Origin of the sequence: Paenibacillus silvestris (assembly GCF_009882985.1) — a bacterium.
In the GTDB taxonomy this organism is placed as follows: domain Bacteria; phylum Bacillota; class Bacilli; order Paenibacillales; family NBRC-103111; genus Paenibacillus_E; species Paenibacillus_E silvestris.
The window spans coordinates 736,682-759,349 of the sequence record NZ_WTUZ01000022.1 but is presented as its reverse complement, the minus strand read 5'-3'; the positions used below and the strand labels follow the sequence as shown (position 1 = coordinate 759,349).

The 22,668-nt window shown below is 46.0% G+C and carries 25 protein-coding genes, 1 tRNA gene and 1 pseudogene; 17 read left to right on the top strand and 10 right to left on the bottom strand.

Annotation, left to right across the window (positions count from 1 at the left end; all coding sequences use genetic code 11):
- Positions 1 to 95 precede the first annotated feature (95 nt).
- Entirely contained in the window at positions 96 to 767 is a 672-nt protein-coding gene (locus GQF01_RS23805) for a helix-turn-helix domain-containing protein (protein WP_161409170.1), read from the top strand.
- Positions 768 to 885: 118 nt separating this feature from the next.
- The gene (locus GQF01_RS23800; RefSeq protein ID WP_161409168.1) at positions 886 to 2,001 is read left to right on the top strand and encodes a phosphodiester glycosidase family protein; all 1,116 of its coding nucleotides are present in this window, start codon (positions 886 to 888) and stop codon (positions 1,999 to 2,001) included.
- Between the two features lie 52 nt (positions 2,002 to 2,053).
- Here GQF01_RS23800 and GQF01_RS23795 read toward each other — a convergent pair whose 3' ends face one another.
- Both GQF01_RS23795 and GQF01_RS23790 read right to left on the bottom strand, forming a co-directional pair.
- Positions 2,054 to 2,425, bottom strand: coding sequence for a YtxH domain-containing protein (locus GQF01_RS23795; protein ID WP_161409166.1), 372 nt, complete (start codon positions 2,423 to 2,425; stop codon positions 2,054 to 2,056).
- A gap of 14 nt (positions 2,426 to 2,439) precedes the next feature.
- Positions 2,440 to 2,886, bottom strand: coding sequence for a DUF948 domain-containing protein (locus GQF01_RS23790; RefSeq protein ID WP_161409163.1), 447 nt, complete (start codon positions 2,884 to 2,886; stop codon positions 2,440 to 2,442).
- A gap of 168 nt (positions 2,887 to 3,054) precedes the next feature.
- Between GQF01_RS23790 and GQF01_RS23785 the strand changes: the two genes are divergently transcribed.
- Positions 3,055 to 3,687, top strand: coding sequence for a bifunctional 4-hydroxy-2-oxoglutarate aldolase/2-dehydro-3-deoxy-phosphogluconate aldolase (locus tag GQF01_RS23785; protein ID WP_161409161.1), 633 nt, complete (start codon positions 3,055 to 3,057; stop codon positions 3,685 to 3,687).
- 275 nt (positions 3,688 to 3,962) lie between these two features.
- Here the strand turns inward: GQF01_RS23785 and GQF01_RS23780 are convergent, their stop codons facing one another.
- Positions 3,963 to 4,592 (bottom strand): helix-turn-helix transcriptional regulator, encoded by a 630-nt coding sequence (locus tag GQF01_RS23780; protein ID WP_161409159.1) that lies wholly within the window; start codon positions 4,590 to 4,592, stop codon positions 3,963 to 3,965.
- 84 nt (positions 4,593 to 4,676) lie between these two features.
- Positions 4,677 to 5,108, bottom strand: a complete 432-nt coding sequence (locus tag GQF01_RS23775) for a DUF86 domain-containing protein (RefSeq protein WP_161409156.1) — start codon at positions 5,106 to 5,108, stop codon at positions 4,677 to 4,679.
- Positions 5,109 to 5,450: 342 nt separating this feature from the next.
- On the opposite strand from GQF01_RS23775, the gene GQF01_RS23770 reads away from it, so the two are divergent.
- Positions 5,451 to 6,689: a Gfo/Idh/MocA family protein gene (locus tag GQF01_RS23770; RefSeq protein ID WP_161409155.1), complete on the top strand. Its 1,239-nt coding sequence runs from the start codon at positions 5,451 to 5,453 to the stop codon at positions 6,687 to 6,689.
- A 71-nt stretch (positions 6,690 to 6,760) separates the two neighbouring features.
- A complete protein-coding gene (locus GQF01_RS23765) occupies positions 6,761 to 7,807 on the top strand; it encodes an acyltransferase (protein ID WP_161409153.1) in 1,047 nt (348 codons plus the stop codon).
- A gap of 13 nt (positions 7,808 to 7,820) precedes the next feature.
- Here the strand turns inward: GQF01_RS23765 and GQF01_RS23760 are convergent, their stop codons facing one another.
- Positions 7,821 to 8,486 (bottom strand): tetratricopeptide repeat protein, encoded by a 666-nt coding sequence (locus tag GQF01_RS23760; protein ID WP_161409151.1) that lies wholly within the window; start codon positions 8,484 to 8,486, stop codon positions 7,821 to 7,823.
- Positions 8,487 to 8,663: 177 nt separating this feature from the next.
- Between GQF01_RS23760 and GQF01_RS23755 the strand changes: the two genes are divergently transcribed.
- A complete protein-coding gene (locus GQF01_RS23755; RefSeq protein WP_161409149.1) occupies positions 8,664 to 8,927 on the top strand; it encodes a hypothetical protein in 264 nt (87 codons plus the stop codon).
- A gap of 33 nt (positions 8,928 to 8,960) precedes the next feature.
- Here the strand turns inward: GQF01_RS23755 and GQF01_RS23750 are convergent, their stop codons facing one another.
- The 3 genes and pseudogenes from GQF01_RS23750 to GQF01_RS23735 all read right to left on the bottom strand — a co-directional run bounded on the left by GQF01_RS23750 (position 8,961) and on the right by GQF01_RS23735 (position 11,254).
- Positions 8,961 to 9,365, bottom strand: coding sequence for a hypothetical protein (locus GQF01_RS23750; protein WP_161409147.1), 405 nt, complete (start codon positions 9,363 to 9,365; stop codon positions 8,961 to 8,963).
- 63 nt (positions 9,366 to 9,428) lie between these two features.
- A pseudogene (locus GQF01_RS23745) lies at positions 9,429 to 10,631 on the bottom strand (ABC transporter substrate-binding protein).
- Between the two features lie 32 nt (positions 10,632 to 10,663).
- Complete coding sequence (locus GQF01_RS23735; protein WP_161409141.1) at positions 10,664 to 11,254, bottom strand: SgrR family transcriptional regulator; 591 nt, start codon at positions 11,252 to 11,254, stop codon at positions 10,664 to 10,666.
- 116 nt (positions 11,255 to 11,370) lie between these two features.
- Here GQF01_RS23735 and GQF01_RS23730 point away from each other — a divergent pair, with 116 nt between their 5' ends.
- Positions 11,371 to 11,520 carry a hypothetical protein gene (locus GQF01_RS23730; RefSeq protein ID WP_157322777.1) on the top strand — a complete coding sequence of 50 codons (150 nt, stop codon included), beginning with the start codon at positions 11,371 to 11,373 and terminating at the stop codon, positions 11,518 to 11,520.
- On the opposite strand, the gene GQF01_RS23725 is transcribed toward GQF01_RS23730, so the two are convergent.
- Positions 11,495 to 12,013 carry a VanZ family protein gene (locus GQF01_RS23725; protein ID WP_161409139.1) on the bottom strand — a complete coding sequence of 173 codons (519 nt, stop codon included), beginning with the start codon at positions 12,011 to 12,013 and terminating at the stop codon, positions 11,495 to 11,497. The genes GQF01_RS23730 and GQF01_RS23725 overlap by 26 nt on opposite strands.
- Positions 12,014 to 12,028: 15 nt before the next feature.
- A complete protein-coding gene (locus tag GQF01_RS23720) occupies positions 12,029 to 12,286 on the bottom strand; it encodes a hypothetical protein (protein WP_235960182.1) in 258 nt (85 codons plus the stop codon).
- Positions 12,287 to 12,514: 228 nt separating this feature from the next.
- Between GQF01_RS23720 and GQF01_RS23715 the strand changes: the two genes are divergently transcribed.
- The 10 genes from GQF01_RS23715 (at position 12,515) to GQF01_RS23675 (ending at position 22,318) form a co-directional block, all read left to right on the top strand.
- Positions 12,515 to 12,587 (top strand) — tRNA-Ala (locus tag GQF01_RS23715).
- 235 nt (positions 12,588 to 12,822) lie between these two features.
- On the top strand, positions 12,823 to 13,086 hold the full coding sequence (locus tag GQF01_RS23710; RefSeq protein WP_161409135.1) for a type II toxin-antitoxin system Phd/YefM family antitoxin: 264 nt from the start codon (positions 12,823 to 12,825) through the stop codon (positions 13,084 to 13,086).
- Positions 13,083 to 13,400, top strand: coding sequence for a type II toxin-antitoxin system RelE/ParE family toxin (locus tag GQF01_RS23705; RefSeq protein ID WP_202556627.1), 318 nt, complete (start codon positions 13,083 to 13,085; stop codon positions 13,398 to 13,400). Before GQF01_RS23710 ends, GQF01_RS23705 begins: the two co-directional genes overlap by 4 nt.
- Positions 13,401 to 14,079: 679 nt before the next feature.
- A complete protein-coding gene (locus tag GQF01_RS23700; protein WP_161409133.1) occupies positions 14,080 to 14,733 on the top strand; it encodes a DUF1796 family putative cysteine peptidase in 654 nt (217 codons plus the stop codon).
- Positions 14,734 to 14,898: 165 nt separating this feature from the next.
- Positions 14,899 to 15,420, top strand: coding sequence for a cupin domain-containing protein (locus GQF01_RS23695; protein ID WP_161409131.1), 522 nt, complete (start codon positions 14,899 to 14,901; stop codon positions 15,418 to 15,420).
- A gap of 116 nt (positions 15,421 to 15,536) precedes the next feature.
- A complete protein-coding gene (locus GQF01_RS23690) occupies positions 15,537 to 17,372 on the top strand; it encodes a UbiD family decarboxylase (protein WP_202556625.1) in 1,836 nt (611 codons plus the stop codon).
- A 155-nt stretch (positions 17,373 to 17,527) separates the two neighbouring features.
- A complete protein-coding gene (locus GQF01_RS23685) occupies positions 17,528 to 20,206 on the top strand; it encodes a LuxR C-terminal-related transcriptional regulator (protein WP_161409129.1) in 2,679 nt (892 codons plus the stop codon).
- A 157-nt stretch (positions 20,207 to 20,363) separates the two neighbouring features.
- Positions 20,364 to 21,326 (top strand): NAD(P)-dependent alcohol dehydrogenase, encoded by a 963-nt coding sequence (locus GQF01_RS23680; protein ID WP_161409127.1) that lies wholly within the window; start codon positions 20,364 to 20,366, stop codon positions 21,324 to 21,326.
- A 59-nt stretch (positions 21,327 to 21,385) separates the two neighbouring features.
- Positions 21,386 to 21,553, top strand: a complete 168-nt coding sequence (locus GQF01_RS36000; protein ID WP_202556623.1) for a hypothetical protein — start codon at positions 21,386 to 21,388, stop codon at positions 21,551 to 21,553.
- Between the two features lie 78 nt (positions 21,554 to 21,631).
- The gene (locus GQF01_RS23675) at positions 21,632 to 22,318 is read left to right on the top strand and encodes a winged helix DNA-binding protein (protein WP_202556621.1); all 687 of its coding nucleotides are present in this window, start codon (positions 21,632 to 21,634) and stop codon (positions 22,316 to 22,318) included.
- Positions 22,319 to 22,668 lie beyond the last annotated feature (350 nt).

Sequence of the window (22,668 nt, the reverse complement as noted above, 5' to 3'; positions counted from 1 at the left end):
CAGGGATTTCAGGTAAATGACACCAATTCACGCTTAAACATTTTCATTTCCAAGAAACTCATTTACAATTAAACAATATGGAGGGATTCATCACTATGAAGCAATTAGAAGGATTCGGTAAATTTTTGGAAAGCTTACGGGGCAAAATGTCCCTGCGCGAAGCAGCTAACAAAAGCGGACTTTCACACGCCTACATCAGAGACTTGGAATTAGAGCGCAATCGCTCGACCAATGAGAAAATCAACCCATCGCCTGTTACGCTTAAAAAGCTGTCGGATGCCTACAACATTCCGTACACGGATTTAATGGAGAAAGCCGGCTACCTCGAGAACGAGAGTGAGCAAGTTGGCAGCAGCAAAGCCGCCTTGCAGGAACCCGTTTCTATGAACGATACTTTATTTATTGAAGTCAGCTCGAAAGAAATGATTTATCATACTCGTTTTGAACGCATAAGCCAAGCTGTAACTTCCTTGCTTGATTTTAGTGTTTTCATGGATAAGCTTGAAGAAATGGGCTTCAAAAAGATGGATACTGACCTTTTCGTCAATATGAATCATGTGCAAAAGTACAATGAACGAGAAGGAAAACTTTATTTTGACGCACTTGGGATCTCCAAGTTTGTTGTTATTGCTGCGATTCGCCAAAAGAAGTACCACGACCTCATTCTGCGCAGCGTAGCTCGAAATACGGGCGTGGGCTTAGAATTTCACTACGAGCGTCCATCAGCAGCAGATTCCTTGCTATCCTCTGTGAGGCGCCCCATCTAATAACAATTATTAAAAAGGAGTAAAGTTCATCCAGAATGAAACTTTGCTCCTTTTTTTTCGTCTATCTATAAAGGTTGATTATATTGATTTTTGGGTAGAGAGGGTTGGTAATGAATTCATGGCCGTTCAACAGACCGCCCACACACAGTCTCGACTAACGAGAAAGAACAGAAAACGTTCTGTGGGCATGCGTTTTTTTCTCTATACGATTTTAAGTTTTGTTCTTCTTTCTATTCTGTCATTATGTTGGTTTTTCCTTACAGCCTCAGGCACGAGCGTTCGACTCATGATGGCGGATACTTTGATTACAACGCAGCATCGGGATTGGGCCAAATATTTGATTGGCTCCGAGGAATTGCAGAAGCGCGTAGAAGCTTATTGGAAGCAGTTTGACGAAATGGGTGATGAGAAGGACAAAGGGATTGTTCAGATTGAACCTGTGAGCCCGGCGGCCCCAGCGGCCGCGGTCAAGAAGGAGCTCGTGACCATCGAACCCATTTCGGGGACGAATTTCAAAGGACAGCTTGTCACCATTTCTGATCCCAAAAAGCTCCGCATTGCCGTACCTGAGAAAGTAGGCAAAGGCGAGAAAGTATCCTCCATGGTCAAAAGAACGGGAGCGATTCTCGGCGTTAACGGCGGAGGTTTCATCGACCCCAATTGGGAGGGGAACGGGTTTCAACCGGAAGGCATTGTCATGTCCGGAGGCAAAATCTTTTACAATGACAAAGGCATGAACGGCACTGTACAAGTGGTCGGCATCGATAAAGAAGGCCGCATGATTGCCGGCAAATATAAAGTCTCCGAACTGGTGGCTATGGGTGTTCAGGAAGCTGTTTCCTTCTCTCCACGGTTCATCGTCAATGGTGTTGGACAAATCAAAAGCCAAGCCGACGGCTGGGGCATTGCTCCGCGAACCAGTATGGCGCAAACGAAAGACGGGTCCATTCTATTCGCTGTCATCGACGGCAGGCAAAAGCACAGCATAGGAGCAACGCTGTACGATATTCAGGAGATTTTCCTGGCACACGGCGCTGTCACTGCTGCTAATCTAGACGGTGGTGCCTCTACCGTTCTAGTACACAACAATGCCATCATCAATAAGCCATCCAGTGAATACGGGGAGAGGTATCTGCCTACGGCATGGCTGGTCTTCGAGCATCCGGAAACAGCACCTATCAAGAATGTCTGGGAAGGTTTGGACATTAGCAAGATTGACCCGTCGAAGTGGTAAATGAAAAAAGCAGCAAGCTCTATTTCTTGAGCTTGCTGCTTTTTGTTCCATTTTAGCGATTGCCTAGGATGACTAAATCTTCTGCTGCTTCGGATGCTTCCACATCATCTTGCAATTCCACATTGTCAATCTTGGACTCTTTCCAGGAACGAACAGTGTCTACCACATTTGTTGCCGTATCTTTCGCTTTGCCTACGAAATCAGATGTTGTTGTGCTGACGGATTTGGCAACCTCTTGCGTTTTCTGAGTGACTGAGTTGGCCAGTTGTACCGTCTTGTCGCTAACCGCTTTGGCATTGTCCGCAATGTCGGTTCTAAGCTCGCGTCCGGATTTCGGTGCGAACAGCAGAGCTGTTGCTGCGCCCAGTAAACCTCCTACGATCGCTCCGATGAGAAGATCTTTACCTTTTTTTTCGCTTGCCATGTGAAATCCACTCCTTAATGGTCTGATTTGGCTTTCCGATTCGCCTGCCATCTTACCCACAGCTCATGACCCGTTGTTGCCCATTCCATGACGTCCTGTATACGCTTCTGGTGGGTATGTACGACCTTTTCCGCACCGTGAAGCGACTCATTCATCATGCGTGCACCTTTGCGAAGAACCGAAGCGACATCCCCTATAGCTGCTCCAGTCTTCTCGATGGATTGAACGGTTGACTCTAACGCCAGCACCTGCAAATGCACCTCTTCGGTCAACTGTCCCGCTTGCTTCAGCAATTGCTCGGCTTCGCCTGCTGCCTTTGCTACATGCTGCTCCGTTTGAGCAACCGTTTCCCTAAGCTGTTGTAACAAGTGTTTTGCTGTAATCAGCGTACGAACGGCAAAGGCGACAAGAACGATAAAAGCAAGAGTCGAAATAGCGGCACTAATCTCCATCCAAGTCATGACGGGCACCTCCTGGGTCTGCAAACTGTGTGATTGATGACGGCTTCTAGACGAATGCCTATGAATTACTACAGTATAGGTAGGAGCAGCTTGTTTTGACACAAAAAAACTGGAAAAATTTCAGAGACCTGTCATAATGAAAAACAAATGAACATCTGGAGGAGCCACATGAACCGAGAGCAAGGATTGAAGGAAATTGAACGAACGCGCATTATCGCCATTGTTCGAGGCGTGAAGGAAGTTCATATTGTTGCTTTAGCAGAAGCGCTCTTGAAAGGCGGAGTCACTGTAATGGAGGTAACGCTCAACACACCTGGCGCTTTGGCGATGATTAGTGAGCTGCAGATTAGGTTGGGTAAACAAATGTATATTGGCGCAGGCACTGTGCTAGATGTGGAGGATGCGCAGAAAGCTGTACAAGCAGGCGCTTCTTTTCTGGTAACGCCGAATTTGGACGAGGACGTCATTCGTTATGCAAACCGTGAGGGGGTTCCGATTTTCCCGGGAGCGATGACACCAACCGAGGTCGTCAAAGCGTGGAAAGCAGGCGCGACAGCGATCAAAATTTTCCCAAGCGCCAGCCTTGGACTGACCTACATCAAGGAACTAATGGGGCCGCTGGACCATATTCCTATGATGGCTGTTGGTGGCGTAACGGAAGAGAACATTAAGCAATTCGTGGATCTAGGCTGCTATGGATTAGGGATTGGCGGCTCGCTCATTAATCTAAAAGAGATCGAAGCCGGTCGCTTCGAATGGGTAACAGATAAAGCTGCCCGCCTGCTTGCGGCTTCGCGATAATTGCTGAGCTGGGATAAAAGGAAAATCTACCGCTGATTTGATCTCTGTGCGGGGCTGGGAAATAAATAGCTGGAGAAATTCCAGTTATTGGGGTTATACGAGGATTGCAAGTGATAATTAACAGGAGTTTTCGGCGTTAGTTTGAAAGCAACTACGATCGGCTGTGAGTTCTATTCTGAAATAGCAACCTGTCGTTTGCTTGTCTATACGGCAATCATAAATCAAAAGAAAAGGCTGTCCCAAGAGTAGAATACTACGCTTCGGACAGCCTTTTTTTATTTTTTGCTAATAATATAGACGCATTTGTTTCCGCCCTTGGCTAAACATTCTGTTCGCTCGACACTCGCGTCAAGCAAATTCCGGAACAAGGCAAGTTCACACTGACACGCCTGCCCAAATGTATTCGCGACTTGCGCGATCGGGCAATTATGCTCGCTAAACGTATAGGTATCGTTCTGGGTTGGCGACCAATCAACCATATACCCATTCTCGTTCTGTATTTGTGCTAACTCAGCTACACGTTCCTCCAAGCTTTTGTCCAGCATACGCGGCTGATAACGAGATTCAAGCTTATCCTGTCGGCCTTCAAAAAGCCGCTCGATCTTCTCGTGCCCCTGATCTTCCAGTAACTCATCCAGTAAATCGAGTGTCAATTGCATATATTTCTTAGGAAATAATTCGTCTGCCTTGGGAGCTAACGTATACACGTTGGTTGGTCTCCCCATCGCTTGCCTCACAAGCTTTGTCTCGAGCAGATCGTCCTTTTCCATGGAATGAATATGACGCCTGACGGCCATCTCCGTAATTCCGAGCTGTTTGGATATCTCTTGGACGCTTAGAGGTCCACTAGTTTTGAGCATGGAAAGAATCACTTTACGCGTAGATGTCTCAAGTGCTTGATTCATTAGCTCACCTACCCTCGGATCCATCATTATGCTTCATTTTACAGCATCAGATCCAAGTTGTAAATTAAGAAACATCTATGTATGTTATTCCAATTCACTCTTGATAAAGGCCCTTACACTCGCTGCAAACTCTTCAAAAGCCGCTGGAAGTTTAGGCACCAATGGATTCAGATCCTGACGGTTCCATGCTACAAAATCCTGCACAAGTGGTTTTCTGAGCTTCACTAGTTGAAGCAGTGTCTCGGTTAATGCCTCCGAATATGCGCCTTCGCCGTGTATGATCTCAACAATATCCTCATAGCTGCTGGCATCTCTTAAAATAAAGGCATCGATCAGCAGGCTTCCTACATCCGTTACGGTTTCGATAGCAAGATGAAGAACACGCTCTTGGGCAAGCTGCCAAACAAGATCATTCGTGCCTTGTCCCCATTGTTGTTCTAACTGTTTGCTCGCTTCAGCCAAAGTTGATAAAAACTGAATTCTTTCATTGATCTGTTCATGATTAATAAAATACATAATGCTATCTCCGTCCTCTTTTTCGCCATTTCGTCCAAATCAACATTGCAAAAAAAGTAATGACAACCAGGAAAATTAACAATACCGCTTGCATGAGATATTCGTAGCTCATGTACAATCACCCTCTTGACTTTCGCTGTATTCACTTCTATCAGTGTATCGCGCTAGCTGTAGAGCGTCAAGCAAGCACGTTGGCTGATGCAAGTTGGGTCTCTTTCCTGTGATTTTGGAAACCATATTGTTACTTTGGACTAAATACATCGTGTTGAAACCTCCTTACAATTAAAGTGAAGTCGTCTATTGGCAGCAAAATGATAAGCTCTCATTATAGGAGGAATTTTCGTGGGCATTACAATAGGAATTGTTGGGGCAGGTCAATTCTCACAATGCTTCGTGCAGTTGTTTCAAGCACATCCTTATGTCGATGAGGTTGCTTTGGCGGAATTGCACGAGGATCGTCGCGAAAAATTCGCAAAAGCTTTTTCCCTCAAACAAACGTACGCTTCATTGGAAGAGATGCTGAGCAGCGATGTGGACGCCGTTGCCATTTTTACTCAAAGACATCTGCATGGCCCTATGACGATACAAGCTCTGCAAGCAGGCAAGCATGTCTATTGCGCAGTGCCAATGGCACAAAGCTTAGAAGAAATATCCGCCATTCTCGAGGAAGTGAAGCGTTCCGGATTAATCTACATGACGGGGGAGACAAGTTATTACTACCCCTCCACGGTATATTGCCGAGACCAGTTCAAAGCAGGCCATTTCGGACGCTTTGTCTATGGAGAAGCTCAGTATTTGCATGATATGACACATGGATTCTATGATGCTTTCAAATATTCGGGCGGGAAAGATTGGAAGAAAGTGGCCGGCATTCCGCCGATGTATTATCCGACGCACTCTGTCTCAATGGTTCTCTCGGTTACAGGAGCAAAGGCGACTAAGGTATCCTGCTTGGGCTATGTAGACCAGCACGAAGATGGGATTTTTCGGGAAGGGGCTAACCTGTGGGACAATACGTTCAGTAATCAGAGCGCTTTAGTACGTACCTCAGATGGCGGGATGATGCGCCTCAATGAGTTCCGGCGCGTGGGCTGGGGAGGGAACAACAGTGTGTATATGAGCATGTTCGGAACAACCGGCAGCTACGAGGAACATGCAGGTGGTTCAGCCTGGACCTCTCTGAAGTGGGGAGCCGTTCAGGATCTAACTCCGCAGCTTGCCTGCAAGGATCAATATGTGCATCTGAACGATTCCAATCTGAATCAAACGTTGCAGCACGATTTCCATGCCAGCCTGGCCAAGGTGCATCACAGCTTCCGCTTGCCCCATACCTATGAGGGGCTGCCTAATGGGCACTTCGGTTCTCATCAATTTCTTGTTGATGATTATTTGAAAGCCATATACACGAAGAAATTGCCACCTAATCATGCTTGGCGGGCTGCGGATTACTTAGCGCCAGGGCTAGTCGCACATGAATCTTCCAAACGGGAAGGTGACATGATGGATGTCCCTGATTTCGGGTCACCTCCATCTGAGTGGAAGCTGCTTGATCCAGACAGTTTTGTCGCTTATCGTGATTGATTAGCGTGTATTGTCCTCCTTTTTCATTCATGTTACAGTGAACAAAGTGAAAAAAGGAGAAGATTACCGTCATGTCGTCAAGACCCAAACTACCAGAGATCGACCTCATCCGCGCAATCGCCATCATCGCCGTAGTGCTTATTCACGGCACATCAAGCGCTACGCTGCTACCGATTGGCAGCGGCTCGCAAGCCATCTTTTTCATCCTTAACAAAGCTAGTTTATTCACTGTGCCGCTATTCATCTGGATCAGCGGCGTCGTGCTCTTTTATACGTATTATGATCGCTGGGAGACTGGCATGTCGCGTGTTTTCTGGACAAAGCGTCTGCGGAGAATCCTAGTTCCCTATGTGCTATGGTCTCTGTTCTATTATTTATTTAATCAGATTATGTTTCATGGAAACATTCGATTTGATGTCATTTACTTTATCAAGCTGCTTATTTCTGGGAATGCCAGCTATCATCTCTATTATATGGTTATTATCGTTCAGTTTTACCTCTTGTTCCCGCTTCTCATCTCTGTGGTGAGGCGGTCATCTTGGGTTCGCCGAGGGCTAATCCCACTAGGTATCGTTATTCAAGCCGCAGCTTATGCTTTCCATCATGGTGTGCATCCCCTGCCGGAATATGCTTCGCTTTTTGTCAGCTACACCGCGCTTTTCGCCTTTGGAGCTTTCATGGGTATTCATTATTCGGCAATTGCAGCCTGGTCCGAACGCTACAAGCATTTCATAGGGAGCATCATGTGCCTAGCAGGAGCCACGTTCGTAGGCATGCTGCTTCTGCATCAATATGGACTGGCCAGCATCGGAAACATAGGGTTCGAGCTGGCTCTCCTCGTGTATTGTATGGCAGTTCCCCTGTGGGCCGTCCATTGGTCGCTTAAGCGCCTTGCCAACAGCCCAAGGCTTAGCACTGCACTTACGTCGTTAGGAGCTGCTTCTTTTGGCATCTACCTTGTGCACCCTGCACTCCTGACGCTATGGGGTCGCCTCACGCCAATCCAAGATCAGCGCTGGCTCTACGATTTGCATACAGCTGCTTCGATTCTGATCGGGCTGCTCGGCTCTTGGCTGCTCATGCGTCTGTACGCAGCCGTGAAAAAAGGTTCCGCTTAGCAGCGGAACCTTTTCATTTGAAGCGCGCAAGCATGGCCCAGCGCCGCTGCTGTCTGCGGCTGTATCGCGGCAAGCCGCGGTAAATATCCAGCGCTTCGCGGAACGTTGCCTTCGCATCATTGCCGCGTCCAAGCTGCTGATACAGCAAGCCAAGACGGTAATAGGCCTCGACCGAAGAGGTGTGCAAATCGCGGAACTGCTCGATCAGCTGAGCAGCCCTTTCAGGAGCAACAGGCGCTAAAGCTTCCCCTAGGCGTAAATAGGCCTCGCCATATTTGACCCGCGGGTTCAGCTCTACCGCTTGGAGCATGAAGCTCTCTCCCTTTTTCAAATCGCCTAACTTCAGGTAGCAAAGTCCGATTTCGTAGTGCACATCAGCGGAGTCTTCCATAATCGGCAGCGCTTGTTCCAAGTAAGGAAGTGCTTCTTGGAATTTATTCCGCTGCAGCAAGTTCCTTGCAAGCTCCAACTTCGCTGACGTATGATGAGGATTCGCATGTAATTCCGTTCGCAGCCTGGATGCTCTTCGCCTTAATTGAAATGGCTTAAAAATATTCGGCGTCAATCCGATAAATCTTCTATCTAACACATATAGGATGATTAATAGAATAAGAAGTGCAAGGAATGGATTACCGACAAGTCGCCATAACAGACCAAAAGCAAGAAATTTAAGCAGCAAAAGATATACCCCCTTTCAACTTCCTTATACTACCATAATATGAGGACTTTGGTCATCTCTTCCATAGAAAAAAGCTCCCGTCCCTATGACTAGCATATGAATGGAGGCTTCTTATGAATACTGATTCGAGATTTATTTCAAGCAATGCTATAATAAAAAGAAAAAGGGAGTTTCGATATGAACGAAGATCCACGCAAGGCCATATGGCTGAAGAGAAAACAGCTCGGCAGAAACAAATATTTGGTGAATTTCGGCCTTCTCCCTTGGGGTGTTGGGCTTACGGCCTTATTTAGCATTATTGAATTACTTAATACGCACGAAATTAGCTTAGTTTGGGTGCCTATTCGTTTAGTTTTGTTCTTTTTTATTGGTTTTTTTGTTGCCAATGCTAGCTGGATGGCGATGGAAAACCGTTACGAGCCTAGAAGCCGACGACCTTAATGGTCGTTTTTTATTTGCTAAAAAAGAAGGGCGTTAATGTAAATAGGTTTGGTCTTCTACATCTTCCGTATGGAATAGGGATGCCGTGCGGCTAAGCTGAAAATGCTCCTTCAACTCTTCACGGATTGTGCCGAAAGCGAGAATTTCCTCTTCGAATTCTTCGCGTTTCCCCCACTTCTTCGATTCTTGCGATTTTGTTTCGAACAACTCTTTGGAAACGTCCTCATAGGCATTGTGCAAATGATTATCATACCAATCCAGTTCACGGGACGCGTTTTTGCGATATACATGGCTCATCTCGAATTGATCCCCTTTGGTCGACGCAAATTCAACGACCAGCGTACCCGTGATGCCCTCGGCAGTCACTTCAACATCTGCGCACCACACATCGTGACGTTCAATAAACCGAACAACATTAGCCTCTTTAATTTTGCTCATACCCATACCCTCCTGGCATTTCATGATTGTTACCAAGAGTATTTCCAGGTCAAACAGGATTTATCAAGCGCTTGGCGTAAACCAAATTTTCCGAAAATCAACCCAACCCAAATCGTTAATACATACCCCTCTGATCGAATCATGATAGGTCGTTTGCTGAGAGCGATGAAGCACAAAGAGGAAGGATTGATCCTCCTGCAGCACTTCAATGATGTCATGAAGTCTCGCGATGCGATCCTTGATGTCCGGAATCATAAGAATATGAACCATTTCTTCATCGATCCATTCCTTTTTTTCCGAAGTTAGATGCGCGCGGACATAGCTGTTGCTCTGCTTAAGCGTCTGGATAATATGGAGATCGTACTCACTTTCCAAACAGATGTGGTAAAAAATAAGATCTGCCTCATGGATCGTATCGAGCCGCATCATGTCCGACATGCTCCGAGTTGTCAGTTCAATCCGGATACCTGCCTTGACACACTGCTCACAGATCCAAATTGCATCCTCATTATTATGGCTATAGATAAACATGGTTACTAGCTCGCCATCGTACCCCATCTCTTTAAGTAGGCGCCTAGCCTCCTCCAAATCGGTTCGATGCACAGCGGCTGTCCCTTTGTCATTCATTGCTGGTAAAAAGGAACTGGCTGGCGCTTCCCTGAAGCCTCCTAGCTGTTCAATCATTCGTTCCCTATCAAGGATCAAATCGATAGCTTTGCGAAAATTCGGGTGCTGCTGAGGTCCTTCTTTCTCTTGGTTAAAAGTAAGCAATGAACATCCCAGAATCGACTGTTCGATCTGATGCCATTCTGAATCTTTTCCGACAGCTCCGACCGGTTTACGGGAATTTGTGTGGTCACACAACACTTGCACCATATCCCAGCTCGGGCCGACTTCCGACAACTCCTGCGGCAACAGCCATATTTCCAATTAATCCAAATGCGGCCTAACCCCGAAATAACTGTCAAAGGCACGAAGCTTACAGATATAATCATCATTGCGCTCCAGCCTGAACGGCCCTGTTCCAATGGGCATGCGGCCAAAAATCCCCTCATTCTCCCGGCAAATTTCTTCCGGCAAGATTGCTAATGAAGGATGCGCCAGCTGCTGCAGAAATAGCTCGTTGGGCTGTTTCAGCTCGATAGCAATTGCACTCCGGTTGAGTACCCGGATATTCTCGATACATTCCGTCATCCAGCCTTGGCACGCGGAGAAACCAAGCTCCATGAGCCTAGATAATGAGTAACTGACATCGTTCGCTGTCATCTCCCTGCCATGGTGAAACAGAACCCCTTTTCTTAAGTAAAAGTGTAATGCAAGCCATCTTCGCTTTTCTCCCAATAATGCGCCAAGTGTGGCTCTACGACCCGAGTACTGGGATTGTATTGAACCAGCGTATCGAAAATCTGATTAATGAGATGGGTGTCAAACGCAAAAAAGCTGAAAGCCGGATCGAGTGATACCAGCCATTTGTAGACTGGAAAACGCAGTGTATCCTTGTAACATTCCTCTTGGACAACAGTTCGATATCCGAAAAAGCTAAATAACCAATCGACGAAAGAGTCCTGCAAAGCTTCTCCCCTGCCCAATTGGTGAATGAGTTCAATCGTACCTTTATAATCGCCTTGACTCGCTAGTTCCATTGCCTGTTTGGAAACCATGTCTTCAGCGGAAACAAGGAAGGTTAGCTCAGAAACATTGCCTCTTCCTCTTCCAGGCTTCCAGGAAATCCAGCCTTGGTCCATCATTTTTTTCAGCAAAATCTTTACATTCCGCGTTGTGCAGTACATTCTTTCGGATAGTTCTTCTAACGTGATCGGCTGCGGTTCATGCTCTACACCATGTGCAAAGCCAGACCGAAGCTCCAAAAAATGAGACAGAATCTGCATGATTCACGTCCTTCTCCAAAAGGGGAAATTGTTAAAGTGAATTATACACTTTTTGTTCCCCTTATTCTAGATGTAAACTGGATCTAACAGGAAAAGAAAGGAAGGTGAATCGAATCATGCAACCATCCAACTTATATGTATCTGAGAAATTAATGCAGTGGCAGCAGCACGAATTGGAAGTCGAAGCTCGCGAGCTTTGGAAATTCAAATCCATCAAAAAAAGAAAAGTGTATATGATGATTACAAGTTTGTTCTTCTTCGTCTAATCACAGCGCGAATCCCGAGAACCGCCAGTACCAACAGAACAGCCAATAGTGCTCCGAAAGTATCGACGACGACGTCAATCGCATGACCCGTGCGGCCATCAATGAACGTTTGATGCCACTCATCGGTCACTGCATACAAAACCGAAATCATAAAGGAGGTGAGCAGTGCCATGATTACTTGTACCTGCTTCGACAGTAAGGCCAAGATCCAGAGCAGGGTAAGTACAGCGAACTCGCTTACGTGCCCTGCTTTTCTTATGAAGAACTCGATAACATCGATGGGGTCCTGCCACGACAGTTTTTGCCCGTCATAGTTGAATGCCATATGCGGGAATTGATTTGTAAGGTTTGATCCACTAAGCTTGGATTCTAAAAGCGGTCGCAGTGACTGCTGCTGATACGTCTGCCCTGACTTAAAAAAAATAAAAGCCATCCATAGGACGGCAGCAATCATAAACACATAAAAGTAAACCTTGAAAGAAGATTGTGTCATGAAGGAACCATTCCTCTACGAATTCATTTTCTTGCGAATACTAAATAGCGCAAAAAACTCGATGACCATCAAATTCACGGCCGACACCCCATAGAACGCCATCCCAAACATCATGCGGAACGGATCCTCCGTCACTGATTTCCACCAGAAGGCTGCAGCCAAAGTCAGTACAATATTTAAGGCTGTCGTTATCCAGAAAGAGAATCCCAGCCGATTCGTTTTCCGCATTAACCACACACCGATTACAAACGGCAACACAAAAGATATTCCCAAGAAAACCCAATACAAGACCCCGTTTGACACTCTTTCGTCACTCCTACACGATCAACTAGTTTCTGTTACTAGGTTAGCATGAAAATGCAAATGAAAACAACGTTTGGCACCGTTTGCAACAGAAACGTCGCAGGCATAAAAGACAAAATGAATTATCTGTGCAAAGGGCTTGCCTGCTTCATATATTTCATGTATAATACGAAAAGTCGACGTTATTTGAGACATTTCGGGGCCTTAGCTCAGCTGGGAGAGCGCATCGCTGGCAGCGATGAGGTCAGGGGTTCGATCCCCCTAGGCTCCATAGTAAAATAAGCATCACAACCATTTTGGTTGTGGCGCTTATTTCTTTTGGAGCTGTGGGGAGAGAACCCCGGTGGGTTCGCCCGCGCGGACGGAACAGATGAGTTGACTTCGTAGCTTGGCTTCGAGTGTAGGAGCACGACTTTTCGAATTCAAGCGGTAATCCCACCTGAACAACCTTGTTTATATATCGTTATTTTGATAAAATAACGATATATACAGGGAGGAGAAAGAATATGCCCACAATTCGACCAAGTTCAGATCTAAGAAATCATTACAATGAGATCTCTGAGTTTTGCCATAAATTTGATGAACCTGTCTACATTACGAAGAATGGCCAAGGTGATCTGGCTGTGATGAGTATTGAAACATACGAAAAAATAGTTGGTAAATTCGAACTATATAAACTGCTGGATGAAGGTATGGATGCATTGAAAAAGCAGAAAGTCCGACCTTTTCATGAGGCACTTACAGACATTGAGAAAGGTATTCCAGAGTGAGTTTAATATATCGCTTACTGATTACTGACTTAGCAGAGGCGGATCTGCGAGACATAGCCGACTATATAGCAAATGAATTGTTGGAACCATCAGCAGCACGAAAAATAATATCCAGAATCGCTGAAGCCGCTTCTCAATTGGAACAAATGTCTTTTAGAAACGGATTGGTTCGTGATGAACGTTTGGCAGCCAATGGCATTCGACATTTACTTGTGGACTCGTACATCGTGTTTTATATCGTTTCTGAGAAAGAAGAAACCGTTACAATTATTCGGATTCTTAATGGTAAGAGGAACTGGAGCAGCTTGCTTTAATCTATTCAGTAGTGAAACCGACATACTGGTGGAGAGCGCATAATCAGGAGCACGGCGTCTGAATCTTCCGCTAAGCTTGTCCTCGTCCGAGTTTGCTTCGTCAGCTATTTAAATCGAAATTTATACATCCCCCTAGTTCCATATAAGAAAACCGCGGTCCTTAGAGATCGCGGTTTTCTTATATGGAACTAGGGGAGAAAACCGCAGATTTTACGTCATATCAGGCAGAGAACGAAAACTTCATCTCTAACGGACACCACTGACGCTATATCCGATTTCCAACCCTGTTTGCACAAATAACGGACACCAGAGCCGTTAATAGACCAATAACCAGCCTTTTTACACACAGAAATCGTGAATAGCTGCATTGGAGTCCGTTAGCTTTCAAATAAGCTTCATTTCCATCAAATAAAGCCCACTGTGTCCGTTAGCGAAGTAACCCGACGCGCGTTCTAAAAAAGGTGTCGCTCAGTCAACCTCATGACCAACGAAGCATCCTTTTCTTTAACTCCCATCTAAAAATTAGGTGTTTGAGACCGCCCTAGCCCGAAATAGACGAAAAGGTCCGACGCGTTTTATGGGATAATTAGGAAAAACTTTCATCCTCGTACTAGTTCATCTATCCAACCTTTTCTAACTAGATTTGAATTTAATAATAGTGGAAAGGTGGAGGGTGATTATGAATTTACAAGAACTCAATCGTACAACCTATGATTTAGTTGCTAGTTTGGGACAAAACTGCGACCCCGCTAGTCACTTAAGGAGACACCAGTTAAGAAAGTTTTCCATGCCTTTGGACTGGGTTGTTTCTACTTCTCTCACAGATGTAAATCGATTATTAGCAAATAGATTCCAAGGATACATGGACCTGTCCAACATGCAAGTCATTGAAGGCACTTCACAATATGTCGATGAATTTGCAACTGTTGTCCAGAAAACGCCTTCCTATTTCATCAAAGATATGCACTATAATGTGACTTCCGTTCATGACTTTCCTATTATTCCTAATCAAAGTTGGCACTACACTTATCATGTTTATAAAGCGAAATTGAATGTGCGTATTCAAAGGTTTCTCGAAGAAACGACAAAGTCTAAATCCACACTTTTTGTTAGACTTCTTGCCACCCATGATCAAGCATTTGAGTTGCAATCGGTATTGCGAAAATTTACAAATGGTGATTTCAAAGTACTTATCATTAATCCTATCGCCAATTTACAACAGGTAACTGAGTTAGATTGGGGTTTGGACCAAGTCTGTGTTGTTCAAATTCCAAGTACAAACAACATGAAAGAATGGGATTATATCTTAAATGCCATTAAGATAAGTCCCTAAAAGGAACTACTGTGTGCTATTGGAACAGAATCGACCATATCAAGATCCTGAGGAGACTACAGGGTCTTATTTGCGTTAAATCTACTAAGCTATGATTGATCTCACGAACATGCTAGATTATAATACAAGCTTGGAATGTTACATTACACATAAGGAATTGATGACATGCTTACGAATAGCCCCGAATATTGGATTTCCAAACTAGAACTCGAAGCTCACCCCGAAGGCGGTTACTATAAACGAACTTTTCAAGCCCAAGAAAAGATTACGGATCAAGAATTGTCCGTGGAGTTCGATGGTTCACGACTGCTCTATACGAGTATCTATTTTCTCCTGCAATCTCATGATGTCTCGCATTTCCATCGATTGAAGTCGGATGAGTTATGGTATTTTCATGCAGGAAGCCCTTTGACGATTCACGTCATTCATGAGGATGGCACCTATGAGGAAGTTAAATTAGGCATTCATTTGGAAAATGGAGAAATCCCCCAATATCTGGTGCCTAAAAACTGTATTTTCGGATCCTCGGTGATGGAGAAAAATACATTCTCACTTGTAGGATGTATGGTAGCTCCAGGATTTGATTTTCAGGATTTTGAACTATTTTCGCAGGAAGAGTTACTTAAGCAATATCCGCAGCATAAAGAGATCATCAAAAAGTTAGCCTATGAACTGCTTCCTGTCTAAGGGAAGGCGAAGACAACACGTCGATATGACGTGTTTTTTATTTTTGGCGATTTTTGTTGTAGAATGACAGTATCAAATAAGACCTTTGGGGAATAGCTATCCGATTGGAGATAATCATGATCTATCATAATTTAGAAGAATGCCTCATTGATTTAGAGAATAACGGACATTTGGTTCGCATTCATGAAGAAGTTGATCCTGAGCTAGAGATGGCAGCCATTCATATGAAAGTTTATGCAGCTGGCGGCCCGGCCTTATTATTCGAGAATGTAAAAGGTTCAAAATTCCGCGCGGTATCCAACCTTTTTGGGACAGTTGAGCGCAGCAAATTTATTTTTCGGGATACGTGGGAAGGCGTCCAGAAGGTAATCTCTTTGCGAAGCGATCCCATGAAGGCATTGAAGAGTCCCCTGAAACATTTCGGAACGGGGCTCGCTGCGTGGAAAGCACTCCCCCTCCAAGTAAACGGCGGATTGCCTGCTTCAATGGAAGAAGTCAGCATAGCTGATCTCCCTCTTATTAAACACTGGCCAGAAGATGGCGGTGCCTTCGTCACGCTGCCTCAGGTCTATTCAGAAGATCCGGAGAAGCCCGGAATTATGAATTCCAATCTGGGCATGTATCGGATTCAGCTGAGCGGAAACGAATATGAGCTGAATAAGGAAATCGGCTTACATTACCAAATTCATCGCGGCATCGGCGTGCACCAAGACAAAGCAACCAAACAGGGGCTTCCTCTCAAAGTAAGCATCTTTATTGGCGGGCCACCGGCGCATACGCTGTCAGCGGTGATGCCTTTGCCGGAAGGCATGAGTGAGATCACTTTTGCTGGATTGCTTTCAGGGCGCCGTTTCCGTTATAGCTATATCGATGGATACTGCATCAGCCATGATGCGGATTTCGTTATTACCGGGGAAATATACCCTGGCGAAACCAAGCCGGAAGGCCCTTTCGGCGATCATTTGGGCTATTACAGCCTGACGCATCCATTTCCTCTCATGAGAGTTCATAAGGTTTACGCTAAGACTAATGCTGTCTTTCCATTTACTGTCGTTGGCAGACCGCCTCAAGAGGATACGGCATTCGGCGCCTTAATTCATGAACTAACCGGAGATGCCATCAAGCAAGAAATCCCTGGTGTCAAAGAGGTTCATGCCGTCGACGCTGCCGGAGTACATCCATTGCTCTTTGCGATTGGTAGTGAGCGGTACACGCCTTATCAACAAGTCAAACAACCGGCAGAGCTGCTCACCATAGCTAATCGAATTTTAGGCACGGGACAGGTGAGTCTGGCCAAGTATTTATTCATTACGGCAGAAGAGAGCGAGCCTCTGGATTCTCATAATGTTGAGCATTTTCTAACTTACATTTTAGCTAGAATGGATCTTCATCGCGACCTTCATTTCCAGACAAATACGACGATCGACACGCTCGATTACTCGGGCACTGGGCTAAATAGCGGAAGTAAGGTTGTTTTTGCAGCAGTCGGTGATATAAAAAGAGAGTTATGCCAAGAGGTTCCTGATGTTTTGAATGACATCGCAGGAATTGAGCACGCGCATTTGGTCATGCCGGGAATCGTTGCCGTTCAGGTTTCTAAGTTTACAAGTTATGGCGATACGCAAGTGGAAATGAGAGACATATGTGAGGCCATCGGGGCCAAAGGCCCGCTCCCGACTTGTCCGCTGATTATCGTCTGCGATGACAGCCAATTTATTAGTGAGTCCATTGATAATTTCGTTTGGGGCACATTTACGCGCAGCAACCCCTCCCATGATATTTATGGCGTGAATAGTTATTATGAGAATAAGCATTGGGCTTGCGATAACATCGTGATTGATGCTCGAATTAAGCCGCACCAAGCACCTCCATTAATTCCGGACCCAACGGTTGAGAAAAACATCAAGCGATTCTTCACAGATGGAGCCAGTTTAGGCAGCGTTAAAAAGTAACTGTCGCAGCGAGAAAGCAGCATCACGACCAACAAGGTTGTGGTGCTGTTTCATTTGGAGCTCCGCGGCAAAGGAAATGCACGAAAACCGTCGAACATACTAACAAAACCTATCAAAGCGCTGCAGTAACGGCGCAGAACGGTGGTTACAGATCCATGTCTACGACACTTATATCCACTAAAATGCATATTCCCCTTCCGCGGCCTAAAATGGTCGTTCGCACCCGCCTGACTGAAAGGCTGAGTGAAGGTCTGCATCGCAAATTGACCCTCCTCTCAGCCTCGTCTGGGTTCGGTAAAACCCTGCTCGTCAGCGAATGGCTTGCAAGTTGTAAGCGACCTGCCGCTTGGGTATCGATCGATGAGAGCGATAACGATCCCGCACGTTTTCTGGCTTACCTCTCGGCAGCACTTCGGAGCATTGGAGCGAACATTGGGGAAGCTTTCTTAGAAGGCCTTCAAGCCCCTTATCCTCCGCCCATTGAGTCCATTCTAACCGTGCTGCTCAATGAAATTAGCAGCGCTGCGCACCCATTTATCCTTGTGCTGGATGACTTTCATCGGATTGATGCTGACCCCATACACCAGGCGCTCTCTTTTCTACTTGAACACCTGCCACCACAGATGCATCTGGTTATCACCACTCGTGAAGATCCACCGCTACCACTAGCCCGGCTAAGAGCACGCGGACAATTAACTGAGCTGCGTGCTGCCGACTTACGTCTCACTCTTTCGGAAGCTGCTGACTTCCTCAACCAGACAATGGGGCTCAACCTCTCCACTGACAATGTCTCTCTGCTGGAAGCGCGAACAGAAGGCTGGGTTGCCGGCCTGCAACTAGCCGCGATTTCTATGGAGGGGCTTCATGATGCCACAGGCTTCATCAAATCTTTTAGCGGCAGCCACCGCTTCGTTCTTGACTATTTGGTTGAAGAGGTGCTGCACAAACAATCCACAAGCATTCAGACCTTCTTACTGCATACGTCGATTCTGGACCGCTTTTGCGCTCCGCTCTGTGATGCCGTTATGCGAGGCACCTCCTCATCTTCCAGCCATGAAATCTTGAAAAAGCTTGAGCAAGCCAACCTTTTCCTCATTCCGCTGGACAACGAGCGTCGTTGGTTCCGTTATCACCATCTCTTCTCTGATTTGCTGCGGAAGCAGCTGCAACAGAGCCACATACTCGCCTCCGCCTCATCTGGAGAAGATGCCCTAGGCGAACTGCACCTTCGTGCCAGTAGGTGGTACGAGGAGAACGGGCTGGAGCTTGAAGCTTTCCACCATGCTGCTGCTGCGAAGCAGGTAGATCGTGCTGCTCGTTTACTGCAAGGTAACGGGATTCCACTGCATTTTCGCGGGATGATGGCTCCCGTATTACAATGGTTAGCCTCATTGCGGGCGACTGTGCTGGAAGCTAAGCCTTCTTTGTTGGTGATGTATGCTTCGGCATTAGTATTTTCGGGACAAAACAACAGCGTGGAACAAAAATTACTAACAGCTGAAAAAGCACTAAAAAATTCCGAGGCTGATGACACAGCACGAGATCTTGCAGGGCAAATCGCTTTCATAAGAGCCATGCTGGCTATCCCACAATATCAGAGCGATGTCATCCTCGCCCAGTCCCTCCGCGCTTTGGAGTACCTGCATCCTGACAACTTGTCGGTACGTGCTGCTGCTACCTGGACGCTGGGTTTTGCTTATCAGCTTCAAGGCGACCGTTCCTCAGCGAGTCAGTCGTACAGAGAGGTCATCTCTTTCGGCCAATCGACTCCATCGATCATGATCACTATCGCAGCTACAACAGGCCTCGGCAGCATACAAGAAGCAGACAGTCAGCTTGTCTTGGCAGCCGAATCTTACGAGCAAGTGATCCAATTAGCAGGCGAACCTGCCCTACCGGCGGCCTGCGAAGCTCATCTTGGCTTGGCTCGTATTTCCTACGAGTGGAACGAGCTCAAGGCCGCTGAACGGCACGCCCAGCAAAGCCTCCAATTGGCGAGGCAGATAGCAAGCGTTGACACCTACGCTCTCTGTGAACTGTTTTTCACACGCCTCAAGCTTGCCCAAGGGGATGCGGCTGGCGCTGCGGCTCATTTAGCGAAAGCAGATCAGTTTATCCGAGAGCATAACTTCGTATCTCGAATGCCTGATATCGCTGCTGCACAAGTGCTCATGCTGCTTCAGCAGGGCAATCTAGAGGCAGCTGCGCAGCTCGCGCATTCCCAGGAGCTCGCGATCAGCCAGGCTCGCGTCCATTTGACCCAAGGCGATGCACCTGCCGCACTAGCCGTGTTGGAGCAGCTGCGCCAGCGTACCGAATTGAGCAGCTCGTCAGATGAACGGCTCAAGGCAATGGCCCTGCAAGTGGCAGCTCTTCATGCTAATGGTGACAAGCCAGAGGCAGCAGCGCTGCTTGTTGAAGTGCTGAAGTTGGCAGAGCCGGGCGGCTATATTCGCCTTTTTGTTGACTTAGGCATTCCCATCGCGGAGCTCCTCTCTGACGTACAGCCGCATGAAATCATGCCGGACTATCTAAGCAAACTGCTAGCTTCCTCTGAAACTGGGGATCAATTTGACGCTGACAATTCTGACTTGCCTCCTGCTCCTGCTCCTGCTCCTGCTTCAATTGCACAGAACCTTATAGAGCCGTTAAGTGTACGCGAGTTAAAAGTGCTCGAACTCATTGCATTGGGACTCTCCAACCGTGAGATTAGCGAGCAGCTTTTCGTCGCATTGAGTACGGTAAAAGGGCACAATCAGCGGATCTTTGACAAACTCCAAGTCAAAAGACGCACCGAAGCGATTGCCAAGGCCCGCGAGTTAGGCCTGATGTAGCCCAAAGTTCGCTTAGTGAGCAACCATATCTCAAAACGATACTTTAGTATCTACACAGTGATACCTGCTTGTAGCTATTATTGTTTGTAGATGAAGCAAGCGGCATATCTCGCTTATTAGGCGGTGGCCGAATCTGCTTGATCTTGGAGGAGTGCTTATGAAAGCAATCATAACAACAAAATACGGATCCCCCGATGTACTTCGGCTTAGAGAGGTTGAAAAGCCTATCCCGAAGGATAATGAAATTCTAATCAAAATAAGTGCAGCGGTCGTCACGCCAGCAGACTGCGCTTTTCGCAAAGCTGACCCTTTTATGACAAGATTGTTCAGCGGCCTGACCAAACCTAACTGTATTCCAGGATTTGAGCTTGCCGGGGAAATTGAAGAAGTAGGTGGCGGGGTAACTCTTTTCAAAAAAGGTGATCAGGTATTTGGAACTTCTGGCACTGGTTTCGGCGCTCATGCTGAATACAAATGCTTGCCGGAAACTGGCGTGATCATCACTAAACCAGCTAATATGACCTATGCAGATGCCGTTGGTATCTGTGATGGAGGCTTAACGGCATTGTCTTTCCTTAGAGATATTGGCCAAATTCAGCGCGGACAACAAGTCCTTATCAATGGCGCTTCAGGTGCGGTTGGTGCCTACGGGGTGCAGCTTGCCAAGTACTATGGAGCGGAAGTTACGGGGGTATGCAGTTCGGTTAATGTAAATTTAGTCCAATCATTAGGTGCCGACCATGTCATTGATTATACAAGAACAGACTTTACTACAAATGGCGAAACCTACGATATTATTTTTGATGCGGTGGGTAAAAGTTCATTCACACGCTGCAAAAGCTCGCTTAAGCAAACTGGCATCTATCTTTCGTCGGTCCCTTCACTCGCTATCCTGCTTCAGATGTTGTGGACATCACGAATCGGCAGCAAAAGAGCCTACTTCGCGGCTACTGGACTCAAGCAAAAGAAAGAGAATCTCACCTTTCTCAAAGAGCTTGCTGAAGCAGGGAAATTAAGATCAGTCATTGACAGGCGCTATGCCTTGGAACAAATCACAGAGGCACACCGATATGTGGATAGCGGGCGTAAAAAAGGCAATGTTGTCATCACAGTGGGATAAAGCGAATCCAAACTAGAAAACCTAACCTGAAATGAGATTCATGTCAGGAGCGAATCGTTATGGAAAAGCTGAATAACTGGATTGGAGCCATCAGCCACAATTATATTTTGATCATCATAGCCGCTGTTATCTTTTTTGGGATCAAATCTGTGATTGGCTATTTCACTTATCGCAAAATGATGCGCGAATTTAAAGAGATCAAACAACTCATCAAAGACCGAATGTAACCTGCGATTTCTTCGTGGGTTTTTTGGATAAGCGTTTGTTGGTATAATAAGGCCAGAACGCTTAAGGGGGAAATGATCGTGACCCAATTTTCAGAAACACAGTCTACGATGACGGAAAGCGTCGAAAGAGAGATCTTGTTTCAAGAGATGATGCAGCAAGTCGCAGCTATGCAAAAACAATTTCTATCCGAAGGTGAAGATGATGAAAGGCGTTGGATGATGGAACGGACAAGCGACCCGAATCTTATCGCGTTTCTTAAAGATTCGACCGTTATTATGCTTCATGTCATCGATGCTATTGGAAAATTAGAGCCCGTGAACGGGATTACAATATCTAAGCAATTCGGCATTCCAAGGGGCAGCGTATCCAAAATCACACGAAAACTTGCGGAGCAGGGTATGCTGAACTCTGAGTTACTTCCCGATAACAAGAAAGAAGTCTTGTTTCATCTCACTCCACTGGGCCGTCACATATACATCTTACATAAACAGTTGCATCTTCATATCGAACGAAATGTGCAAAAATTCCTTCTCAGGTACACGGTCGAGCAAATGCGTTTTCTTGTTCAGTGCATGAAAGATACTTCAGCAACGTCCTGGGTACAGCCTGAATCTGAACAGGACGAGCCGCAGACTGCGTCACCCGTTCAAGTACTCGAAGAGCCGACTGCAATAAGCGAAATCGTTACCATGCTGCATCAATTAGATGAACGAAATCTTAAAAAAGTGAAGGATATTATTCAAATTGCTTTTTTAAATACATAGTCATTTCGGCTCCCCTTAATCCAGCAAAATTTAACATAAAATATTTTCTATGAATCGTAAAATAATGCCTGTTCTCCCTTCAATAAATATGGTAGATTGATTGTATCATCCATTGGAGGTATATTAACTTTGAAAGCAGTCACCGAGAAGCTCATAAAACAGCATCAGCACTATTTATCTGTTAACTCCAATGAACTTAGAAACTATGATTCAATCTATGATCATATGCTTTATTACTTCACAAGCGTGTTAGGACTTGATGAACAGCAGGCTTTACTTACCATACAAGATTTTAAATCTGATCTTTCCTGTGATGTACTTAAGAATATCGTGCAATCCAAGGTAAATTT

Coding starts and splice junctions, on each gene's coding strand:
- GQF01_RS23805 (WP_161409170.1), top strand. CDS start 96: ATGAAGCAATTAGAAGGATTCGGTAAATTTTTGGAAAGCTTACGGGGC.
- GQF01_RS23800 (WP_161409168.1), top strand. CDS start 886: ATGGCCGTTCAACAGACCGCCCACACACAGTCTCGACTAACGAGAAAG.
- GQF01_RS23795 (WP_161409166.1), bottom strand. CDS start 2,425: ATGGCAAGCGAAAAAAAAGGTAAAGATCTTCTCATCGGAGCGATCGTA.
- GQF01_RS23790 (WP_161409163.1), bottom strand. CDS start 2,886: ATGACTTGGATGGAGATTAGTGCCGCTATTTCGACTCTTGCTTTTATC.
- GQF01_RS23785 (WP_161409161.1), top strand. CDS start 3,055: ATGAACCGAGAGCAAGGATTGAAGGAAATTGAACGAACGCGCATTATC.
- GQF01_RS23780 (WP_161409159.1), bottom strand. CDS start 4,592: ATGAATCAAGCACTTGAGACATCTACGCGTAAAGTGATTCTTTCCATG.
- GQF01_RS23775 (WP_161409156.1), bottom strand. CDS start 5,108: ATGTATTTTATTAATCATGAACAGATCAATGAAAGAATTCAGTTTTTA.
- GQF01_RS23765 (WP_161409153.1), top strand. CDS start 6,761: ATGTCGTCAAGACCCAAACTACCAGAGATCGACCTCATCCGCGCAATC.
- GQF01_RS23755 (WP_161409149.1), top strand. CDS start 8,664: ATGAACGAAGATCCACGCAAGGCCATATGGCTGAAGAGAAAACAGCTC.
- GQF01_RS23750 (WP_161409147.1), bottom strand. CDS start 9,365: ATGAGCAAAATTAAAGAGGCTAATGTTGTTCGGTTTATTGAACGTCAC.
- GQF01_RS23735 (WP_161409141.1), bottom strand. CDS start 11,254: ATGCAGATTCTGTCTCATTTTTTGGAGCTTCGGTCTGGCTTTGCACAT.
- GQF01_RS23730 (WP_157322777.1), top strand. CDS start 11,371: ATGCAACCATCCAACTTATATGTATCTGAGAAATTAATGCAGTGGCAG.
- GQF01_RS23725 (WP_161409139.1), bottom strand. CDS start 12,013: ATGACACAATCTTCTTTCAAGGTTTACTTTTATGTGTTTATGATTGCT.
- GQF01_RS23710 (WP_161409135.1), top strand. CDS start 12,823: ATGCCCACAATTCGACCAAGTTCAGATCTAAGAAATCATTACAATGAG.
- GQF01_RS23700 (WP_161409133.1), top strand. CDS start 14,080: ATGAATTTACAAGAACTCAATCGTACAACCTATGATTTAGTTGCTAGT.
- GQF01_RS23695 (WP_161409131.1), top strand. CDS start 14,899: ATGCTTACGAATAGCCCCGAATATTGGATTTCCAAACTAGAACTCGAA.
- GQF01_RS23690 (WP_202556625.1), top strand. CDS start 15,537: ATGATCTATCATAATTTAGAAGAATGCCTCATTGATTTAGAGAATAAC.
- GQF01_RS23685 (WP_161409129.1), top strand. CDS start 17,528: ATGTCTACGACACTTATATCCACTAAAATGCATATTCCCCTTCCGCGG.
- GQF01_RS23680 (WP_161409127.1), top strand. CDS start 20,364: ATGAAAGCAATCATAACAACAAAATACGGATCCCCCGATGTACTTCGG.
- GQF01_RS36000 (WP_202556623.1), top strand. CDS start 21,386: ATGGAAAAGCTGAATAACTGGATTGGAGCCATCAGCCACAATTATATT.